General features: G+C 37.4%; 15 protein-coding genes and 1 riboswitch. Of the genes, 12 read left to right on the top strand and 3 right to left on the bottom strand.

Annotated elements, in window-relative coordinates:
* Positions 1-61: 61 nt before the first annotated feature.
* Entirely contained in the window at positions 62-1786 is a 1725-nt protein-coding gene (locus H1D32_RS16700) for an ABC transporter ATP-binding protein (protein ID WP_261179413.1), read from the bottom strand.
* Positions 1787-2005: 219 nt separating this feature from the next.
* On the opposite strand from H1D32_RS16700, the gene H1D32_RS16705 reads away from it, so the two are divergent.
* Positions 2006-2794, top strand: a complete 789-nt coding sequence (locus H1D32_RS16705; protein ID WP_261179414.1) for a DUF2935 domain-containing protein — start codon at positions 2006-2008, stop codon at positions 2792-2794.
* Positions 2795-2872: 78 nt separating this feature from the next.
* On the opposite strand, the gene H1D32_RS16710 is transcribed toward H1D32_RS16705, so the two are convergent.
* The gene (locus tag H1D32_RS16710) at positions 2873-3226 is read right to left on the bottom strand and encodes a DUF2200 domain-containing protein (protein WP_261179415.1); all 354 of its coding nucleotides are present in this window, start codon (positions 3224-3226) and stop codon (positions 2873-2875) included.
* Between the two features lie 807 nt (positions 3227-4033).
* On the opposite strand from H1D32_RS16710, the gene H1D32_RS16715 reads away from it, so the two are divergent.
* From H1D32_RS16715 to H1D32_RS16735, 5 genes are all read left to right on the top strand, one after another.
* Entirely contained in the window at positions 4034-4978 is a 945-nt protein-coding gene (locus H1D32_RS16715; RefSeq protein ID WP_261179416.1) for a ParA family protein, read from the top strand.
* Positions 4975-5361 (top strand): hypothetical protein, encoded by a 387-nt coding sequence (locus tag H1D32_RS16720; RefSeq protein WP_261179417.1) that lies wholly within the window; start codon positions 4975-4977, stop codon positions 5359-5361. The genes H1D32_RS16715 and H1D32_RS16720 overlap by 4 nt, the downstream gene beginning before the upstream one ends.
* 263 nt (positions 5362-5624) lie before the next feature.
* Entirely contained in the window at positions 5625-6056 is a 432-nt protein-coding gene (locus H1D32_RS16725; RefSeq protein WP_261179418.1) for a hypothetical protein, read from the top strand.
* A gap of 307 nt (positions 6057-6363) precedes the next feature.
* On the top strand, positions 6364-7026 hold the full coding sequence (locus H1D32_RS16730) for a DUF2306 domain-containing protein (protein WP_261179419.1): 663 nt from the start codon (positions 6364-6366) through the stop codon (positions 7024-7026).
* Between the two features lie 101 nt (positions 7027-7127).
* Positions 7128-9452, top strand: a complete 2325-nt coding sequence (locus H1D32_RS16735; RefSeq protein ID WP_261179420.1) for a tetratricopeptide repeat protein — start codon at positions 7128-7130, stop codon at positions 9450-9452.
* Between the two features lie 213 nt (positions 9453-9665).
* Positions 9666-9769, top strand: a riboswitch (SAM riboswitch).
* A gap of 309 nt (positions 9770-10078) precedes the next feature.
* Here the strand turns inward: H1D32_RS16735 and H1D32_RS16740 are convergent.
* A complete protein-coding gene (locus tag H1D32_RS16740) occupies positions 10079-11278 on the bottom strand; it encodes a benzoate/H(+) symporter BenE family transporter (protein WP_261179421.1) in 1200 nt (399 codons plus the stop codon).
* Between the two features lie 200 nt (positions 11279-11478).
* Between H1D32_RS16740 and H1D32_RS16745 the strand changes: the two genes are divergently transcribed.
* From H1D32_RS16745 to H1D32_RS16770, 6 genes are all read left to right on the top strand, one after another.
* Positions 11479-12576, top strand: a complete 1098-nt coding sequence (locus H1D32_RS16745; protein WP_261179422.1) for a sensor domain-containing diguanylate cyclase — start codon at positions 11479-11481, stop codon at positions 12574-12576.
* Positions 12577-12949: 373 nt separating this feature from the next.
* The gene (locus H1D32_RS16750) at positions 12950-14482 is read left to right on the top strand and encodes a malate:quinone oxidoreductase (RefSeq protein ID WP_261179423.1); all 1533 of its coding nucleotides are present in this window, start codon (positions 12950-12952) and stop codon (positions 14480-14482) included.
* Between the two features lie 120 nt (positions 14483-14602).
* Positions 14603-15133: a tubby C-terminal domain-like protein gene (locus H1D32_RS16755; protein WP_261179424.1), complete on the top strand. Its 531-nt coding sequence runs from the start codon at positions 14603-14605 to the stop codon at positions 15131-15133.
* Positions 15134-15304: 171 nt separating this feature from the next.
* The gene (locus tag H1D32_RS16760; protein WP_261179425.1) at positions 15305-15757 is read left to right on the top strand and encodes an SRPBCC family protein; all 453 of its coding nucleotides are present in this window, start codon (positions 15305-15307) and stop codon (positions 15755-15757) included.
* Positions 15758-15948: 191 nt separating this feature from the next.
* Complete coding sequence (locus H1D32_RS16765) at positions 15949-17067, top strand: sugar ABC transporter substrate-binding protein (RefSeq protein WP_261179426.1); 1119 nt, start codon at positions 15949-15951, stop codon at positions 17065-17067.
* Positions 17068-17153: 86 nt separating this feature from the next.
* Entirely contained in the window at positions 17154-18674 is a 1521-nt protein-coding gene (locus H1D32_RS16770; protein WP_261179493.1) for a sugar ABC transporter ATP-binding protein, read from the top strand.
* Positions 18675-18682 lie beyond the last annotated feature (8 nt).

The raw sequence follows: 18682 nt of genomic DNA on the forward strand, positions 1-18682 counted from the left end.
GGAAGCGGTTATATAGTAAATCGAAGGATACGCAAGAACCGTCCCCATGCTTCAAAATGTCCTAATAAATCGAAGCGTGTTGATGGGCATGCAGTTTTGTGAAAATTCCATTCTCATTAGCAAGCAGTTCTGCGTGTGTGCCATCTTCAGCGATTCCTTCTTCGTTAACAACGAGGATTCTGTCTGCATTACGGATCGTTGCTAATCGATGCGCGATGATTAGTGTCGTACGATCTTTTGCAAGTTCAGTTAATGCTTCTTGAATGTTTGCCTCTGTTTCTGTATCTAAGGCTGATGTTGCTTCATCTAAAATTAGGATGCGTGGATTTTTCAGGAACATACGGGCAATGGACAAGCGTTGCTTTTGTCCGCCAGATAGCTTCAGTCCTCGTTCTCCAATTTGGGTATTGTACCCGTCTGGTAAGGAGGCAATGAGGTCAGAAAGGTGAGCACGTCTTGTTGCCTCTTCAATTTCTTCATCTGTTGCATCTAATTTTCCATAGGCAATGTTTTCTCTTAATGTACCAGTAAAAAGGAACACATCTTGTTGGACAATTCCGATATTCGAACGAAGCGATTCCTTTGTCATATTACGTATGTCAATTCCATCTATGGTAACAGAACCTTTGACAACGTCATAAAAACGAGGGATCAGCGAGCAAATCGTCGTTTTTCCAGCCCCTGATGGACCAACAAATGCGACAGTTTGCCCAGCTTGAATGGAAAAGCTTAGGTCATCAAGAATGCGCCTATTTTCTTCATAGCCAAAAGTTACATTATGAAAGGCGATATTTCCGTTTAGTTCTGCCACTTCGACCGCGTCAGGACGGTTTTTGATATCTGGTTCTTGATCCATCAGCTCAGTAAATCGTTTAAATCCAGCCATTCCTTTTGGATACAACTCAAGTAAGGCACTAATTTTATCAATTGGTTTAAATAACACGTTTACATATAAAATAAAGGCTACTAACTCTCCATAAGACAACTCACCGGTGAAGCTTAACCATGCCCCGTACACTAAAATAACCAATGTCATCATTCGAGTCGTGATATAAATTCCAGATAAGTTCCAACTCATAACTTTATAGGCTTTTAGTTTCGAAGAGCGGAAAAATTGATTGTTTGTGTTAAAGCGTTCTCTCTCAAAAGATTCATTTGTAAAAGATTGAACAACGCGAGCACCTGATACGCTATCCTCAACCCTTGCGTTTACATCCGCGATATTTCCATACATGGCAGTCCAAGCTCTGTTCATTTTAATATTGGAGTAAGAAATCAACCAAATGAGAAACGGTACGACGATAATCGCAACGAGTGCAAGTTTCACATTGATCGTCAGCATAATCCAGAATGCTCCGATAAAGGTCATGATCGCAATAAATAAATCCTCTGGACCGTGGTGTGCAAGCTCGCCAATATCCATTAAGTCATTTGTTACTCGGCTCATGATGTGTCCAGTTTTCGTATTATCGAAGAACTTGAACGACTGTCTATGAACATGATTGAACAATTCTCTTCTCATATCTGTTTCAATATTAATCCCTAGTTTATGCCCCCAGTAGTTTACGACAAACTGCATACTAGAACTTAATAGATAAAGAGTAAGTAATCCGGCACTGACAGCGGTTATGGTACTCCAGTTTCCTTCTGGTAGCAAACTGTCTATGAACCAAGCAACTGCCAGAGGAAACCCAAGCTCTAATAAACCAACGAAAACTGCGCACACAAAATCTATGATAAATAACTTTTTATGCGGCTTATAATAACTGAAAAAACGTCTAATCATACGTACAACCCTCCTACACGATTATTACATTTTAATTGAACTGATAGGGATTATCAATAACAAATTTTGAAAATATAGGAAGCGCGGGGACGGTTCTGTTGCTTCCTAAGGAAGCAGTAGAACCGTCCCCGCGCTTCCTCCAGTAAATAATATAAGATAGAATTTGGACAATCGTCGTTAAATATATATATAAGAAGAAGGCAAAAAAGGAGGGGAAACATGGCAAATCCGATTGTTGCACGGTCATTAGATGAAATAAAATTTTGGTCAAGAATTATGAAAGAACATGCTTTATTTTTAAGTTTAGGCTTTACACATGAGCAAAAACAATTAATAAATGAAGCACAGCAGTTTATCACTCTTTTTGAAAGAATTGAGGAAAGGTTAAGTAGGTTTACAGTAAACTCTGACTTAGGCCAAATTCAATCATTTAATAATGAGGTTTATCAAGCGGCAGCAGCGATATGGAATTATAAGAGGAAGGTGTTAGATTTAACTTTACGATGTGAAATTCGTTCTAATAATTACCCATTATTGGTTGATCATATTAGCAGAGAGGCAGCTTACTTTGCTAATCGATTACAAGAACTTAATCAAGGCGTACTAGCGCCAAAACCAGAGGCTATTATTGAAGAGAATGTTTTCTTTCTTAAAATCATGGCAGACCATGCTAAGTTTATTGGTCATCTTTTAGACCCTTCAGAAAGAAAATTGGTTGAACAGGCTAGAGAATTTAGTCATGACTTTGACCAATTAGTTTTTCAGGCTATAGATTTAGACTCAATGCGACCGCATTCTGAAACAAAGCCAATACTTAGTCAATTTTTAAATCAAAATAAAGTATCAGTTGCTTCATTGAGAGATTTTAAGAAAACAGCTAGAGAGTTAATAGAAGCGTGTCGTATCAAAAGTAACATTCATCCCCTTTTGGCTGACCATACATTTAGAGAAGCTGAGAGATTTTTAGAAATTATAGATTTATATGAAGCTAGTTTGAAACGAGCATAATTCAATCGCAGGAAGCGCGGGGACGGTTCTCGTGCTTCCTTAGGAAGCATCAGAACCGTCCCCATGCTTGTTCGTTTCTTAGGATTTCCGCAATATTTTCTCTAGTGATTTTCCCTTTGCTAACTCATCGATCAGCTTGTCCAAATAACGAATTTCCCTCATTGTTGGTTCTTCGACGTCTTCTACTCGGACACCGCAGACAACACCTTTGATCAAGGACCTGGAAGGATTCAGTTGGGTAGCTTCCGTAAAGAAGGTCTCAAAGTCTGTCTGTTTTTCCAGTTTTGCTTCTAACTCTTCCTGGCTATACCCTGTTAACCAACGAATAATTTCATCGACTTCTGTTTTCGTACGTCCTTTTTTCTCCGCCTTGGAAACATAATGGGGATAAACACTTGCAACACTCGTTGTATAGATTCTATGTTTGGCCATACTACATCCTCCCTTATATGATTTTCTTTATTATAGTACGAAAAATAGTCGGGTACAAACGAAGTAATTAATTGTTTTGCTTGGTGTAAAGATGAATGGCAAACGTCATAGTAAACAGTGAACAATAGAAGCACCACGTTCGTTAATAGTAGTTTTGTTCGAAACAAATTTTAGCTAACTCCTTCCTAAAAGAAGGATAGTTAAACGTTCATTATTTTAGGTTCCTGTGACGTTTGTTATCAGTTTTTTTGTTAACAATATATATTAGGTTAATTTCAAAAAAATTAAAGAAGACGGAGGGAAGGTTATCGTGAAAAAAGAAGAACAGAAAAACCCATGTGAAAAATGCGGGACGGGTAAAAAAGAACCAGTAAGCTGGGTGTGTGATGATTGCAGAGTGTAAACAAGTGTAATAGTAAAGCTTACTTTACAAAGTGGGATAAACGAATAAGAGCAGGTATCGGATTTTTCAAATCTGGAAACATGCTCTTTTTTGTAAGGTGTCTATCCTGGAAAGGTGTCTGACACCCTTCGTGGACAATTCTCTTGAAAAGTCCTTGTGGAAAGGACATTAATCTTTAATTGGATAATGATATTCTACATAGTTACATCTATTAATAGCCCTCAACCATGACTTATGATTATTTCTTCTACTTTTTATATTACAACATTCAACAAATAGGGATTATTTTGACTCAAGGCTTTTGGCAAGGAAATAAGTACTAGCTTTATAGTCTTTAAGTCAGAATGATTGTTTCTATGGTGGAATAAATTGTATGGTAAACACCATTTTTGGGGAGGGATTGGATGATTTGTTCTGTGATCAATTATAAAGGTGGGGTGGGAAAAACAACTGTCACAGCTAATATAGCTGCTCAATTGGCTAGAGAGGGGAATAAGGTACTGCTAGTTGACCTTGATCCACAAACGAATTTGACTTTTTCGTTTATCAGAGTTGACGAGTGGAAGCGAGATTACCAGGATCGAACAATTAAAAGGTGGTATGATTCTTTCATTGATAGTGACCAAGAGTTACATTTACAGGATCTCGTGATTCGACCGTTTCGGGTAAATGAACGATTAAGGGAAATGAATTCGTCTGGTAGCATTGATTTAATTTCGTCTCACTTAGGTCTTATAAACGTTGATTTAGAGCTTAGTGCAAAACTTTGGGGTGGAAGCGAGCGATCTAACCGTAGAAATTTCCTATTTGTGTACTCTCGGTTAAAAGAAGGGCTTAAGCAATTAGAAGCTCAAAATTATGATTACATTTTCATTGATTGCCCTCCAAATTTTAATGTCGTCACAAAAACAGCTATAGTTGCAAGTGATACGTTATTAATCCCAGCAAGGCCTGACTACTTATCAACCATTGGTATCGAGCAGCTTCAAAGACATGCAAAAGAGCTAGTGTTCGAGTACAACAATAAATTGGAAAAAGATGATCTAGGAACCGAATTCGAACGAATTGCTCCAACATTAGCAGGCGTTGTTTTTACGATGGTAGAAAAAAGAAGGGGAGAACCAATTTCTGCGTTAAGACAATATATTGAACAAGTCATAAATCAAGAAATTCCTGCATTTGAAACCGTTGTTCGGGAAAATAAAACCGTTTTTTCAGATGCTCCTGAACTAGGTGTACCAGTCGTACTCCAACGTCTAAGTGGTGACACCTATCGAAGTATTCAAACTGAATTAAAAGAGTTAACAGAGGAATTTGAAGAACGACTAAGTAATGGAGGGAGCTTATGAAAGCAGAAGTTCTAAAAACCATCCAGCTAGTTACTAAAATAATTGGAAGTTTATCAGAGTCCCAACTGGAAAAATTACTAAACGGCGAGGCGAAGTTAGTCTTCAGTGAGAGAGAGGTTGTTCAAAAGGTAGAAAAAAAACAAGTTGCGTCAAATCATCCAGTTTTTGAACAATTAAGAGAGTTTAACAATCGCGAAGAAGCGACGAAATTATTATCTCAAAAATCAATTCTCAAAAAAGACTTAATCGAGATTGCTTCTACATTTAAGGTACATATTAACAAAAATGATACCAAAGCAAAGCTCGTTGAAAAAATTGTTGAAGCGACTGTCGGTGTCGCATTACGCTCACAAGCCATTAAGGAAACAGCTGTGAATAGGTGAGGCGAAGCGTTCTTTTACTTTGAAGGAGTGGTTTGTAAAGTTTGATAGCATTTAAGGAGCATGTACGTGATTACGTATCTGCTCCTTATTTTGCGACCTAATCTTTGCTGCATCTACTTGGTGATTTGGAAGCAGGAGAACCGTCCCCACGCTTCCTTAGAAAAACAGAAAAAGAGATTGAAAACAGAACGAATGTTTGGCATGATTTCCTTGTAAGTAACATGTTAAAATAAAATCTGGAGAAATGTTATGGAGGGTTAAAAGTGAACGAGGAATTAAAAGAATTATTGCGTTCGGTGTTAAAAGAGGAACTAAAGCCAATCCATCAACAGCTAGATAAATTCGACCTTAGATTTGATGAAGTTGACAATCGTTTCAAGAAAATCGACGAGAGATTTGATGAAGTTGACAATCGTTTTAAGAAAATCGACGAGAGATTTGATGAAGTTGACAATCGTTTCAAGAAAATCGACCATAGATTTGACGTAGTTGATCATCGTTTACTGACAATTGAAGGTGATGTGAAGGGTCTAAAAGACAATATAATTAATGGACTTGGACCTTATTTTGAACAAATTACAGACCATATTGATGAAGTATTAGAAATAACTAACAAGCAGCAAATAGTTATTGATACATTATCAGTGCGGTCAATTAAACATGAGAGTGAGATTAATGAGATAAAAGAATACTAAAAAATCAGTAAAGGCTATTAAAGGCCTTTTTTCTTTTGAAGCGCGGGTACGGTTCATTAGGATGTCTTTGGTGTCAGACACCGCAAAAAGACAAAAGTACCAAAAATGTCCTTCGTAGAAGGACATTTTTGCTGTTAGTCAATAAAACAGGAGATCAAACAAAGAAGGTTTTCTGTGTTTTGACACGGCTCAACATGAAAGAGAGAGAACTCCCCACGCTTCAATAAAGTTTCTAACAAATCAATTGGAATTTTGTGGTATGATTTTAATGATGAAAGTAGATGAAAAGAGAGGATAAGTGAACTCAATGGGTAAGAAAATAGGTTTTGCTATCATTCTGTTGTTATCGTTTGTTTTAGCAATTTCTGCAATTGTTCGCTATTTTTTATTAGATCCGGTTGAGGTTAATGCTATTCTTATAAGAGAAGGAATGGAAATGTTTAGAATGAATAATCAATTATGGAATATAGCTTTGTATGCTCATATCATTACAGCTGCTATCCCATTGGTTATTGGTCCATTTTTGTTTATTAATAAACTGCGGAATCAATCTTTACAACTTCATCGCAATTTTGGAAAATGTTATGTAGTAATGATTGTTTTTAGCTCTATAGTAGGGGTCTACTTAGCTTTTTATGCCCATGGTGGAGTTTTAGCGATCCTTGGATTTTTATGCTTATCTTTTGCTTGGCTGTATACGACATTTAAAGCTTATATGTATATTCGCAAGAAGCAACTCGTCCTCCATGAAGAATGGATGTACCGAAGCTACGCGGTAACATTTGCGGCCCTCACATTTCGAATGTGGTCTGCCATTGTAGGGTATTCATTAGATAACTTTACAGCAGGGTATGTAGCAGCTATTTGGTTAAGTTGGGTTGGAAATCTAGTGGCCATTGAACTATGGATCCGATTTAAATTACGTAAAGACACAAAAATCAAAAGAGAGATTATTACAAAAGGGGTTTAGAAGAGGAGCGTAGGGAACAATTTGTTGATACTTTCTATCGATTGATAAAGGAAAAGCAGAAAGATCAATATCAAGTTTGTGTTTTCTATGGTGTTGGTGGCGTGGGGAAATCTAGCTTAAGAAAAAAGTTAGGACAAATTGTAGACGTAGAGTATGATCATGCGATTTGGACGATTCTCGATTTTGAGATTGCCAATTATAGATCACCGGAAACCGCTCTTTATTTATTACGAAAGCAATTAAGTAAAAAGTATGCGATCGATTTTCCTCTGTTTGATATTGCATATTCAATCTATTGGAAAAAAGTCCATCCTGATAAAGTAATGAATAAACAAACATTCCCACTTCTTGAAGAAAGCCATATAATCAGTGATTTATTAGCGGCTGTCGGGGAGGCGCCACTGATTGGAATTGTGCCGAAATTGTTTAAATCGTTCATGAAGGGGAAAGAAAGCATCGTACACTATTTACAAGGAATCAAACACGAATTATTTAATCTTGAAAATTATGAACCTAGTGATATAGCAGAACGTTTACCAATGTATTTTGCGAGTGATTTAAAAAATTATTTAACAAAAAAGGACTCGGTACTCCCCATCATATTTTTTGATACATACGAGGCACTTTGGGAAAGCAACCGTACAGAAGCCAATTATTTAACACAAGATGACTGGGTGAGAGAGTTAGTTGGACATTTACCTGAAGTCCTTTGGATCTTCTGTGGGCGTGAAAAGCTTAGGTGGGCTGAAAAGGATTCGGACTGGGATAGGTATTTAGAACAGCATTTAATTGGAAAGTTATCTGATTTTGACTCGAGGAGTTTCCTTAATTCTTGTGGTATTTTAGACAACGAGGTCAAAGATACGATCATTCAGACTAGTGATGGTCTTCCGTATTATTTGGATTTAGCTGTTGATACTTATGAAAATATTCGTAAAAACCATTTTAGAAATCCTGTGAAAGAAGATTTCGCCGAAACTACGAAAGATGTGTTTTCTCGTTTCATGAAATATTTAGATCAACATGAAATTGAGACGTTAAAGGTCCTTTCCGTGCCACGTTTTTTTGACTTTCAATTGTATAAAAGTCTAGTTCAGAACTTTCAAACAGGTTATCCAATTACGTCCTTTGATGAACTGTGCCGTTTTTCATTTATGAATGAGACTGAGAGTCCAGACCTCTGGTATATTCATCAATTAATGCGTAATAGTCTTCAGGAATGTCAATCTACTGTCCTTCTTCAGGATGTACACACGTTTGTGTATAAATACTATAGTGAAAAAATAAAAGAAGAGTTGATTATCAAACAATTTGATCAAGAAGAAAAAATGGTTCTAATTGAAGCTGTATACCATGCAAAAAAGGTTTTAAATGAGGATGATCTAGTTTTATGGATCGAGAAAGTTACTGAACCTTATATAAAAATGAGTAAATATACTTTTATTGCACCTATTTATGAAGATATGATCAGTTTTATCGAATCTAAAACTAGTAATCCAAGCACTATTTATAGGTTAGTCCTCACATTAGCCAAAGTGAGATGTGCAGGTAGAAAATATAAGGATGCGAAGCCAACAATTGAAAAAGCGTTATCGTTAACTAAATTATGCCTTGGGAATGATCACCCAATCGTTGCCGAAATTTTTGTACTCTTTGCAGAGTATTTCTATCGATACGAAAACGACATGAAAAAAGCTGAGGATTACTACAAACAGGCATTGGAGATCCAAGAACGATATATTGGAGAAGATCTAGAAACTGCTGTTACTTATAACTCGTTAGCTATTTTTTATACATTTATTGGCCAGTACAATCTTTCTGAGCAATTTTATAGAAAGGCATATGCGATTAGGAAAGCTCGTTTAGGTGAACCTCACTATCTCACTTCTGCTTCTATTAATAATATTGGTTGTGTAAAGCTGAGAAAGAATCAACCGGAAGAGGGGTTACCTTATTTAGAGCGTGCATTACAAATGATTAAAGATACTGTTGGTGAAAATACGAGGCGGTATGTAAATACATATCACAGTATCGGAAATGCTCATTTCATGCTTGGAAATTTTGATAAAGCGGAAGAAATATTTAATCAACTAATTGAGATGAAAGTAAAAGTGTATCCACCTAGTCATCTCGAAGTTGCTAGGCTAAGCCGTGATTTTGGCAAATTATATCGTGATACGAATAGATGGAAAAAAGCAATTCCTCACTTTGAAGCGGCAATTACAGTTATGGAGAATGAGTTTGGAGAAGATAACATGCACCACGCCGATATTTATCATGAATTCGGTAAATTGTATGCCATGATGGGCGAAAACGACTTAGCGAAAACATTGTATTCAAAAGCAATTACGATCCACCAACGAGTGTTAGGAGCGAACCATGACTCAATTAAAGCTATAGAGCTTGATTTGAATAAATTATCCTAATGAAGCGCGGGGACGGTTCTCCTGCTTCATCCACTAGACGGTAAATGTTATTACTTTACAGTAATTATATTATGTTAACTAAAGAAGGCTTAGAGTTAATTTCTAGTACTTTGATAAATACTTACTTGGGGTTTCGAACACTTAAAACGCGAGAACCTTCCCATTTGTTTCTTGAAAATTAGCTAATTGTGGATTATGATAAATTTAATTAAATAGTTATCAAGAGTGGTCGAGAGAACTGGCTCAACGACACCACAGCAACCTGCTAAAAGTAAGGTGCTAATACCAGCAAAGTATAGTGCTTTGGATGATAAATCGGACGAAAACCCCTTTTGCCATTCTAGGCAAAAGGGGTTTTTACATTGAAAAGGAGGTATTTTAGTGTTAAGAAATGTAATTGTTGTTGTTGATAGTGAAGATGGAATTGAGGCTGCAAAAAGGAAATTTTGCGAGCAAGAACGAAAGGGTATGAGGTAGCGCTAGATTATACGAGAGTTAAAGATGCAGTTCGCAAAAGAGAGCTATTAAAGATGTTTATAAAGTTTTAGGTTTAGTTGAAAGCGCGGGGACAGTTCTTCTGCTTCATCTACACGATGTTGGAAGCACGAGAACCGTCCCCGAGCTTCCTATTTCTCGATATTACGAGCTATAAGAGTACCCACTAACAAGGCCCAGACCGGGGCACTTATACTAGCGATGGTGATACCGGACAATGCAATGATAAAGGCAAATGTTGTACTCATTTTTAGGGATTGCCTAGAAAAGCTCTGATTTAAATTATTACCAAATACACCAAAAAGTGAAAAACCAACCATGATCGCAATAAATTCTTTTGGCAGTGCCTGGATAAATGGCACAAGTTTCCACGCAAATATTCCGAATACTAGAAGAAGTATGCCTGCAACGACAGAGCCCATGTACCGCTTTTCTTTCGGGCCAGCTTCATCATCCGAACAGATGACCGTTGCCATTCCAGCAATATTCGCTGATTGCCCTCCAAAGAAACTCGCGAAAATGGAAAACACTCCGCTAGAGGAGACGATTTTATCAACTGGGACTTTATATTTGTTTTGTTCTAATGCTCCTAGTGCAACCGCAGTGTCATTACTTAAAATGAGTAGGGCGAGAGGAAGCGAGACAGAAATGAAGCTTAATAGATTGAACTCTGGTAGATGAGGCTGTGGGAGTACCATCGTTAATGCCGAGTCCGCACTATCTAATGGATAGCTTAGGAACAATACAATAAATCCAATCACGATCGCCGCAATGACAGGTGGTATTTTTGTTTTCCATTTACTAAAAATAAAAAAGGTCGCCATGGAAATAACCCCAACCGTAACAAGCTGATTAACGGAAACAATAAAGTCGACCATATACTTTGTGATCATCCCTGCTAGCATGGCAGAAATTACTTCTTTAGGGATAATCTTGATTAGTTTTGAGAAAAAGCCTACGACACCTATCAACAACATGAGAATTCCAGAAACTATGAACGCTCCTAATAATTCATGGTAGGAAAATTGGGAGGTAGTCGTTGCTAAAAATGCAACGCCAGTCAGCGTATGTCCACCAGTTATAGGTATTCGATAATATAATGGAAGAAAAATTCCAAATAAGCCTCCAAAAACATAAACTGCAAAAACCCACAGAACTGTTTGTGTTACATCAAAATTACCATTCGATGAAGCCTCTAAGATAAGTGCAGTGGGGCCCGTAATGACAAAAATTCCTGCGATTAACCCTGCCGCAATATTTTGATGAGTTAAATCTTTGAACGGAAAAAATAGATTTCCCCACCTTATTTGTTCTTTTTGACGAATATTCAACCTCAAATCTCCTTCCAAAGACAAGACAATTCATATCTAGTAATACACTATTATAATACGAATAAATAGAATGAACCATCTAATAGAAAAATATTTTACCTCTCGGTGCCCTCTTCGAGAAGAAATTCAAAGAGTGTTACTTTTATTTTCATGGAAAATAAGATAAGATTTTGAGATAAACATTTATAGGGGAAAATCTAATGAAGAAAAGGTTACAATTTTGGTTGTTAATACTTAGTCTAACTGCTGTATTTGGTATTTTATTTAGTACGCTTTTTGCTTCGTATCTTGTTACGAAAGATACTATAATCCAGAACACTCTTAACGTTAATGAGGTTTATTCTCATAAATTAGCGCAAATAACCGACGATAGTTTTAAAGCGATGGAATTAAATTTAGAGGCTAGAAGTGTCGATTTTATCCCAGGTGTAGATAGCAGGGAGGATTTATTGAGTAGATTAGACCGGATGATTAACAGTAGTAAATACTTTAATCTATTAGCTGTTATAGATAAGGAGGGGATATTACAAGCAGTTTCACCTAGAACAGAATTTCTAGGACAAAGACTAGATACGTTAGGTGTTATTGAAGCCCTTGAGAAGAAGAGACCGTTAATATCAGAACCCTACATTGCGAGCACAGGTCATATGACTGTTCTTATTTCTGTTCCGTTATGGGGAGATTCTGGAGAATACTTAGGTTTCTTAGGTGGAACTATTTTTTTACATGAAGACAACATCGTAAAAACAACCCTTGGAGATCACTTTTCAAATGACGGATCATATGTGTATGTTGTTGATCGTGGTGGAAAATTAATCTATCATCCTGAAGCAAGTCGAATAGGTGAAAAAGTAAACGAAAATGTTGTTGTCGAGAAGGTTTTGTCGGGGATAAACGGAAGGCAAAGGGTAACGAATACAAAAGGGGTAGATATGCTTGCTGGCTACTCCTATGTGCCTACAAGTGGATGGGGGATTGTTTCACAAACTCCATACAATTCAATAGAAAATCCTCTGCAGGAAAAAATTGGTTTGATTATCCTATACACACTACCGTTTCTATTTGAGTTTGTAATACTTATGCCTAACACCAAAGGGGAAGAAGCATTAATTGCAGCTGAGCGTCTTCGTAACGTTGTTCAAAGTACTCCTTGCCTAAAAGAAGAGTATATTACGATCTCTTTAGGAGTAGGTTCTTATAAACGTGGTGAAGGACTAGAGGAATTCTTCAATCGTGTGGACGCCGCCTTATATCGAGGAAAAAATGAAGGAAGAAATAGGAGTATTTTAGCTAATTGAATAAGCGCGGGGAACTGTCACCACGCATAAGGCTTTCAAATAATAAAGGCTACTCTAAGTTGTAAACTTTTGAGTAGCCTTTTTCTTAGAAGCATGGGAGGAAGCATGGGGACGGTTCTCGTGCTTCATCGATTCGATAACTTGGAAGCACGAGAACCGTCCCCACGCTTTCTTTTGGAAGCGCACACACTTTTTACCAGTATTACTACTATCAAAATAGTAGTAATACTTTTAATCTATTGAAAATAATGTTAAACTGTTATTAGTTTATCATTGTTTCAGAAAAGATGTGTGACGAGGTCTTTCCTTGGTTGATTGTTTTTAAAAGGAACGCGTACGTTTCTACAAATCTTAGCGTATAAGGACGGTTACTATGACTAACAGAGCAACTAAAACAGATGTTATTTTAATTGGCGCAGGAATCATGAGTGCGACTTTAGGGGCACTCTTGAAAGAACTAGTACCTGAATGGGAAATTACAGTGTTTGAAAAGCTCGATAATCCGGGCGAGGAAAGCTCTAACGAATGGAATAATGCAGGAACGGGGCATGCGGCACTATGTGAACTGAACTACACGGTCGAAAAAAAGGATGGTTCTGTTGATATTAGTAAAGCAATTCAAATAAATCAACAGTTTCAGGTCTCATTGCAGTTTTGGTCTTACCTAGTAAACAAGAAGCTTATTAAACAACCACATGACTTTATCAGGCCGTTGCCTCACATGAGTCTAGTCCAAGGGGAACAAGATGTTACGTTTTTAAAAAATCGTTTTAAAGCGCTGTCAAACAACCCTCTATTTCGAGGAATGGAATTTTCTGAGGATCCAAACAAGCTGAAAGAATGGATTCCCCTAGTTATGCAAGACCGCGCCTTAAACGAGCCAATCGCGGCAACAAAAATTGACTCGGGTACGGATGTCAACTTTGGCGCTTTAACGCGGATGTTGTTTAATCATTTAAAGACTACGAACGTTGACATAAGGTATAGGCATAGTGTTGAGGATTTTAAACGTACTAACGATGGTTTGTGGGAATTAAAAGTGTGGAATATGGATACAGGAGAAATCGAACGCCATAGAGCAAAATTCGTCTTTATTGGTGCAGGTGGAGGAAGCTTACACTTACTACAAAAGACTGGTATTCCTGAAGGAAAACATATTGGTGGCTTCCCTGTAAGTGGACTATTTATGGTTTGTAATAATCCATTTGTCGTCGAGCGGCATCATGGAAAACTCTACGGTAAGGCAAAGGTTGGTGCTCCACCAATGTCTGTTCCGCACCTTGACACAAGATATATTGATAATAAAAAATCGTTGCTATTTGGACCATTTGCTGGTTTCTCACCAAAATTTTTGAAAACAGGTTCGAATTTAGATTTAATCACTTCTGTCAAACCGAATAATCTTCTGACAATGTTGGCAGCAGGGGCAAAAGAGATGTCTTTGACAAAATACCTAATTCAGCAAGTGATGTTAACAAAAGAACAGCGTATGGAAGAGTTACGTGAGTTTATTCCGAATGCGAAAAGTGAGGACTGGGATTTAGTAGTCGCTGGGCAGCGTGTACAAGTGATTAAAGATACAGAAGCTGGTGGCAAAGGAACGCTTCAATTCGGCACGGAAGTAATTACTGCTTCTGACGGGTCGATCGCAGCATTGCTCGGCGCTTCACCAGGTGCTTCGACAGCTGTTCAGGTCATGCTTGAAGTCATAACAAAATGCTTCCCAGACCATGTGAGTGAGTGGGAACCGAAACTAAAGGAGTTAATCCCTTCTTACGGTGTTTCACTCATGGATAATCCAACGCTACTAGAAGAAATTCAAACTTCAACAGCAAAAGCGCTGGGCTTAGCTCCAAATAAACAAACAACAACGAAAAAAGAAACTCGTGTATTACAAGAAGCATAAATTGCCGTTCAGGCAAATTTATGCTTTTCTTTTAGGAAGCGCGGGGACGGTTCTCCTGCTTCCTTAGTAGTTAAAATACGAAGCAGCAGAACCGTGCCTGTGCTTTCTGAGGGAGGAATTATGGACTATTTTGCAGTACTACCGATAAAGAAATACTCAGCGAAGCCAATTGAGATAAAGGATGTCACAGGGGCTAACGTAGGCTATGTGAAACGCGAGTATAAGAATACATATGAAAAAATTAAAAATCTGCTATCTTTTTTAGAAACTAGAAATCTCGTTGGTGAGTTCGATGGCTGTTTATTGGAAATAAAAGAACAATCTTTTAGGTCTAATCTATTTAAGTTGAAATGGGATGTTTATCTATCTGATCATGAATCAAACAATAGAATGCTTTTTTTATTAGAAGACAATACGAAAGTTTCTACAGATCGTTCGTTTCTATATCATAAAAATAACAATCACTATCTTTTTCAAAAAGATTTTCTTAGTCGCACTTGTTTGATTTATTGTAACGATAACAATCAACCATTTGCAGAAATAAAAATAGAAAAATTACTACCAGCAGCAGTAAAGATAACCATCCATGAGAAAGATTTATCAGTTGTTGAGATTTTAGGAATTTTCTATCTGTTAAACTTGGTTTATTAATGAAGGTATTCTGATGTGAACGATCAGCACAACTACCCTAGTTGCGATAAATCTTTCTTTATGAAATTATTAAAGGAAGTAGGAAGCGCGGGGACGGTTCTGCTGCTTCCTCTTGATTGGCGAGAAAGCAGCAGAACCGTCCCCATGCTTCATTAGAAGGAGGTATTTTAGTTGAGTATTCGTTTTGAAGTGAGAAGACAGACAAGTGTATCAAAGCAAAAAGCTTATCATGGTTTAATTGATCTTAATTCTGCTAGGACCTGGATGCAAGGGTTTGTGGGCATAGAAAGATTAGATGAAGGTCCTATGAAAGTAGGAAGTGAGTGGATGGAAACTAGAAAGATGTTTGGAAAAGAGGCTTCTGAACATTTTGAAGTAGTTGAACTTATTGAACCCGATAAAATTGTTCTACGCTGCGATGGAACGAAAGGAACAACTGGCAAAGGTGAATTTGTGTTTAGCTACATACTTGCAACTTCAAATGATCATACAGAGATTACCTTAAACGGTGAAATCAACGGACTTACTGGTTTTTCAAAGTTACTCGGAAAATTGATGGCAGGAACTTTTAAAAAAGCTTGCGCCAAAGATATGGATGCGCTAATAAGGTATTTGGAAAAATAAAGCACAGGGACGGTTCTGCTGCTTCCTCTTGATTAGAGAGGAAGCACGAGAACCGTCCCTGTGCTTCTTCATGATAAAAAAGTATAGGTAATATTAAAAGAGTGCTACTTGTTAGCGCTTACACCTCTCTATTGGCGTAATATAATCATCTTGTAAGTGAAATGTGTCATAAAAGAAGGGGGATTTGTTTAATGAAGAAAGCTTGGAAATTATTTACTTTATTACTTGTTTCAACATTGTTTATTGGAATGCTTGCGGCTTGTAACAGTAACACTGGTGTAGGTGGAGACGGAAGCGGAGTAAGTATTGGTATCGTTTTACCTACAAAAGATGAGCCGAGATGGGTTCAGGACGAACAGAGGTTTAAAGATGCTTTAGCAAATTCTAATTACACAACAGAAATTTTGTTCAGCCAGGGTTCTTCTGCGAGAGAAAAAGAAAATGTTGAGGCGTTAATTAGTAAAGGGATTAAAGTTCTTATTATTGCGCCACATGATGGTGCAGCAGCAGGGTCAGCTGTAGAGGCTGCGAAAAAAGAAGGCATCACAGTGATTTCTTACGACCGCTTAATTACTGAAACAGATGCGGTTGATTATTACGTAACATTCGATAGTATCGCAGTAGGTGCTGCTCAAGGCCAATATTTAATTGATAATGCCCAAGGTACGAATGTTCCATTATACTTGTATGCTGGTGCTTCTTCTGATAACAATGCATTCTTATTTTTCGAGGGAGCTTGGAGTGTCCTTCAACCTAAGATTGCTGATGGTACATTTGTAATCGCTAACTCAAGTGAAGCAGTTGCAATGCAAGGTAAAGCAGTGCTAACTCGTGATGAGATGGGGAAAATTCTTGGTCAGGTAACAACGAGCTGGGATCCAAACGAAGCGAAAAATAAAGCACAAACACATTTGACTGCTGCTAGTTCAGCGTTAAAAGGTGATGTTGCTATACTTGCACCGAACGATGGAACAGCTCGTTCAATTGCTGATGTATTTGCTACTGATGGTGAAGTGACCAGTTTTCTTGTAACAGGGCAAGATGCAGAAAAGGCTTCTATTCAATATGTGATCGATGGAAAACAATCCATGACAGTTTTTAAGGATGTACGTACTCTTGTTAAGGATGCAATGGGAATGGCTGTTGATATTTTAGATGACAAAACACCAGGAACTACTGGATCTTACAATAATGGGAAAATTGATGTAAAAGCAAAACAAACGGATGTTATTGTTGTCGAACAAGGAAATGTGAAAACTGAACTAATTGATTCTGATTATTATCAAGCCAACGATTTTACGGGCTTATAAAAAAAGTTGAACCGCGAAATAGTGGTAGATTCGTTCTATCACTATTTCCCACTTATAACCGCTGTTTTTTGTTTGGGGGGATAATGATGAGCGAATATATATTGGAAATGCACAAAATATCAAAAGAATTTACTGGGGTCAAAGCTCTTAGCAATGTTAACTTCAAAGTGAAAAAAGGTGAAATTCACTGCTTAGTAGGTGAGAACGGAGCAGGAAAGTCTACTTTAATGAAAGTTCTTAGTGGTGTTTATCCCTTTGGAACCTATGAAGGGGATATTGTATTTGAGGGCAATGTTCAACAGTTCCATAAAATCAATGACAGCGTAAAAACTGGAATTGCAATCATTTATCAAGAGCTGGCTTTGTTCCCGGACCTTACAGTCTATGAAAATATTTTTGCTGGCAACGAAATAAAAAAGGGTGGAGTCATCGATTGGAATAGAACAATTGTTGAAGCCACAAATATGCTCAAAAAGGTAAAGCTGGACGTTAATCCTGAAACGCTGGTGAGGGATTTAGGAGTAGGGAAAAGACAATTGATTGAAATTGCCAAAGCCTTAAGTAAAGATGTAAAGTTGTTAATTTTAGACGAACCGACGGCTGCTTTAAATGAGGATGATAGTGAAAATTTATTAAAACTTCTTGGTGATTTAAAAAATCAAGGGATTACATCAATCATGATCTCACACAAATTGAAAGAAGTTATTTCAATTGCTGATAGTGCGACGGTTCTCCGCGATGGTCAAACGATTTGTACTCTTGACTCTTCAAAGGGTGAAATAACAGAAAGCACCATTATTAAAAATATGGTTGGTCGTGAAATTGATGATATCTATCCAAAAAGAGAAAACAAAACCTTTGGAGAAAAGGTTCTTGAGATAAATAATTGGTCGGCCTATGATCCTAATCAGGGACGACAAGTCATAAAAGATGCAAATCTTTACGTAAGAAAAGGTGAAATTATTGGTTTAGCGGGCCTAATGGGAGCTGGACGGACAGAGCTTGCATTGAGTATTTTTGGTAATGCCAAGTCCTATAAAATCAAGGGCGATTTAATTGTAGATGGTGAATTACAGATATTTAAGCATCCAAGTGATGCTATAAAATCTGGGATTGCCTATGTTACTGAGGATCGAAAGGGTGACGGCTTGTTTTTAACTCAGGATATTAAAACGAATATATCCGCAGCTAATCTAAAGGGAATTTCTAAAAACGGGGTGCTTAACCAAAACGAGGAAATTAAAATATCAGCTGAATATAAAAACTCACTAACTATTAAAGCATCTTCTTTGGAACAAGTAGTTGGCAATTTAAGTGGAGGTAACCAACAAAAGGTTTCATTGGGAAAATGGCTTTATGTCGGCCCGAAACTTCTGATTTTAGATGAACCTACCAGGGGCATTGATGTCGGGGCAAAATTTGAAATTTATAGTGTGATGAACAAGTTGATCGAACAAGGCTTAAGTATTATTATGATTTCCTCAGAGCTCGGCGAAGTGCTAGGGATGAGCGACCGTGTCTATGTAATGGCTCAAGGAGAAATTAAAGGTGAGCTGCAAATTGAAGACGCAGACCAAGAAAAAATCATGCAGCTTGCGACGCAATAGGAGGTTAA

This window comes from Anaerobacillus sp. CMMVII, assembly GCF_025377685.1.
Lineage (GTDB): Bacteria > Bacillota > Bacilli > Bacillales > Anaerobacillaceae > Anaerobacillus.

Bases quoted from the DNA above. Each gene is read 5' to 3' on its own strand.
- H1D32_RS16700 (WP_261179413.1), bottom strand. From the start codon at position 1,786: ATGATTAGACGTTTTTTCAGTTATTATAAGCCGCATAAAAAGTTATTT.
- H1D32_RS16705 (WP_261179414.1), top strand. From the start codon at position 2,006: ATGGCAAATCCGATTGTTGCACGGTCATTAGATGAAATAAAATTTTGG.
- H1D32_RS16710 (WP_261179415.1), bottom strand. From the start codon at position 3,226: ATGGCCAAACATAGAATCTATACAACGAGTGTTGCAAGTGTTTATCCC.
- H1D32_RS16715 (WP_261179416.1), top strand. From the start codon at position 4,034: ATGATTTGTTCTGTGATCAATTATAAAGGTGGGGTGGGAAAAACAACT.
- H1D32_RS16720 (WP_261179417.1), top strand. From the start codon at position 4,975: ATGAAAGCAGAAGTTCTAAAAACCATCCAGCTAGTTACTAAAATAATT.
- H1D32_RS16730 (WP_261179419.1), top strand. From the start codon at position 6,364: ATGGGTAAGAAAATAGGTTTTGCTATCATTCTGTTGTTATCGTTTGTT.
- H1D32_RS16745 (WP_261179422.1), top strand. From the start codon at position 11,479: ATGAAGAAAAGGTTACAATTTTGGTTGTTAATACTTAGTCTAACTGCT.
- H1D32_RS16750 (WP_261179423.1), top strand. From the start codon at position 12,950: ATGACTAACAGAGCAACTAAAACAGATGTTATTTTAATTGGCGCAGGA.
- H1D32_RS16755 (WP_261179424.1), top strand. From the start codon at position 14,603: ATGGACTATTTTGCAGTACTACCGATAAAGAAATACTCAGCGAAGCCA.
- H1D32_RS16765 (WP_261179426.1), top strand. From the start codon at position 15,949: ATGAAGAAAGCTTGGAAATTATTTACTTTATTACTTGTTTCAACATTG.
- H1D32_RS16770 (WP_261179493.1), top strand. From the start codon at position 17,154: ATGAGCGAATATATATTGGAAATGCACAAAATATCAAAAGAATTTACT.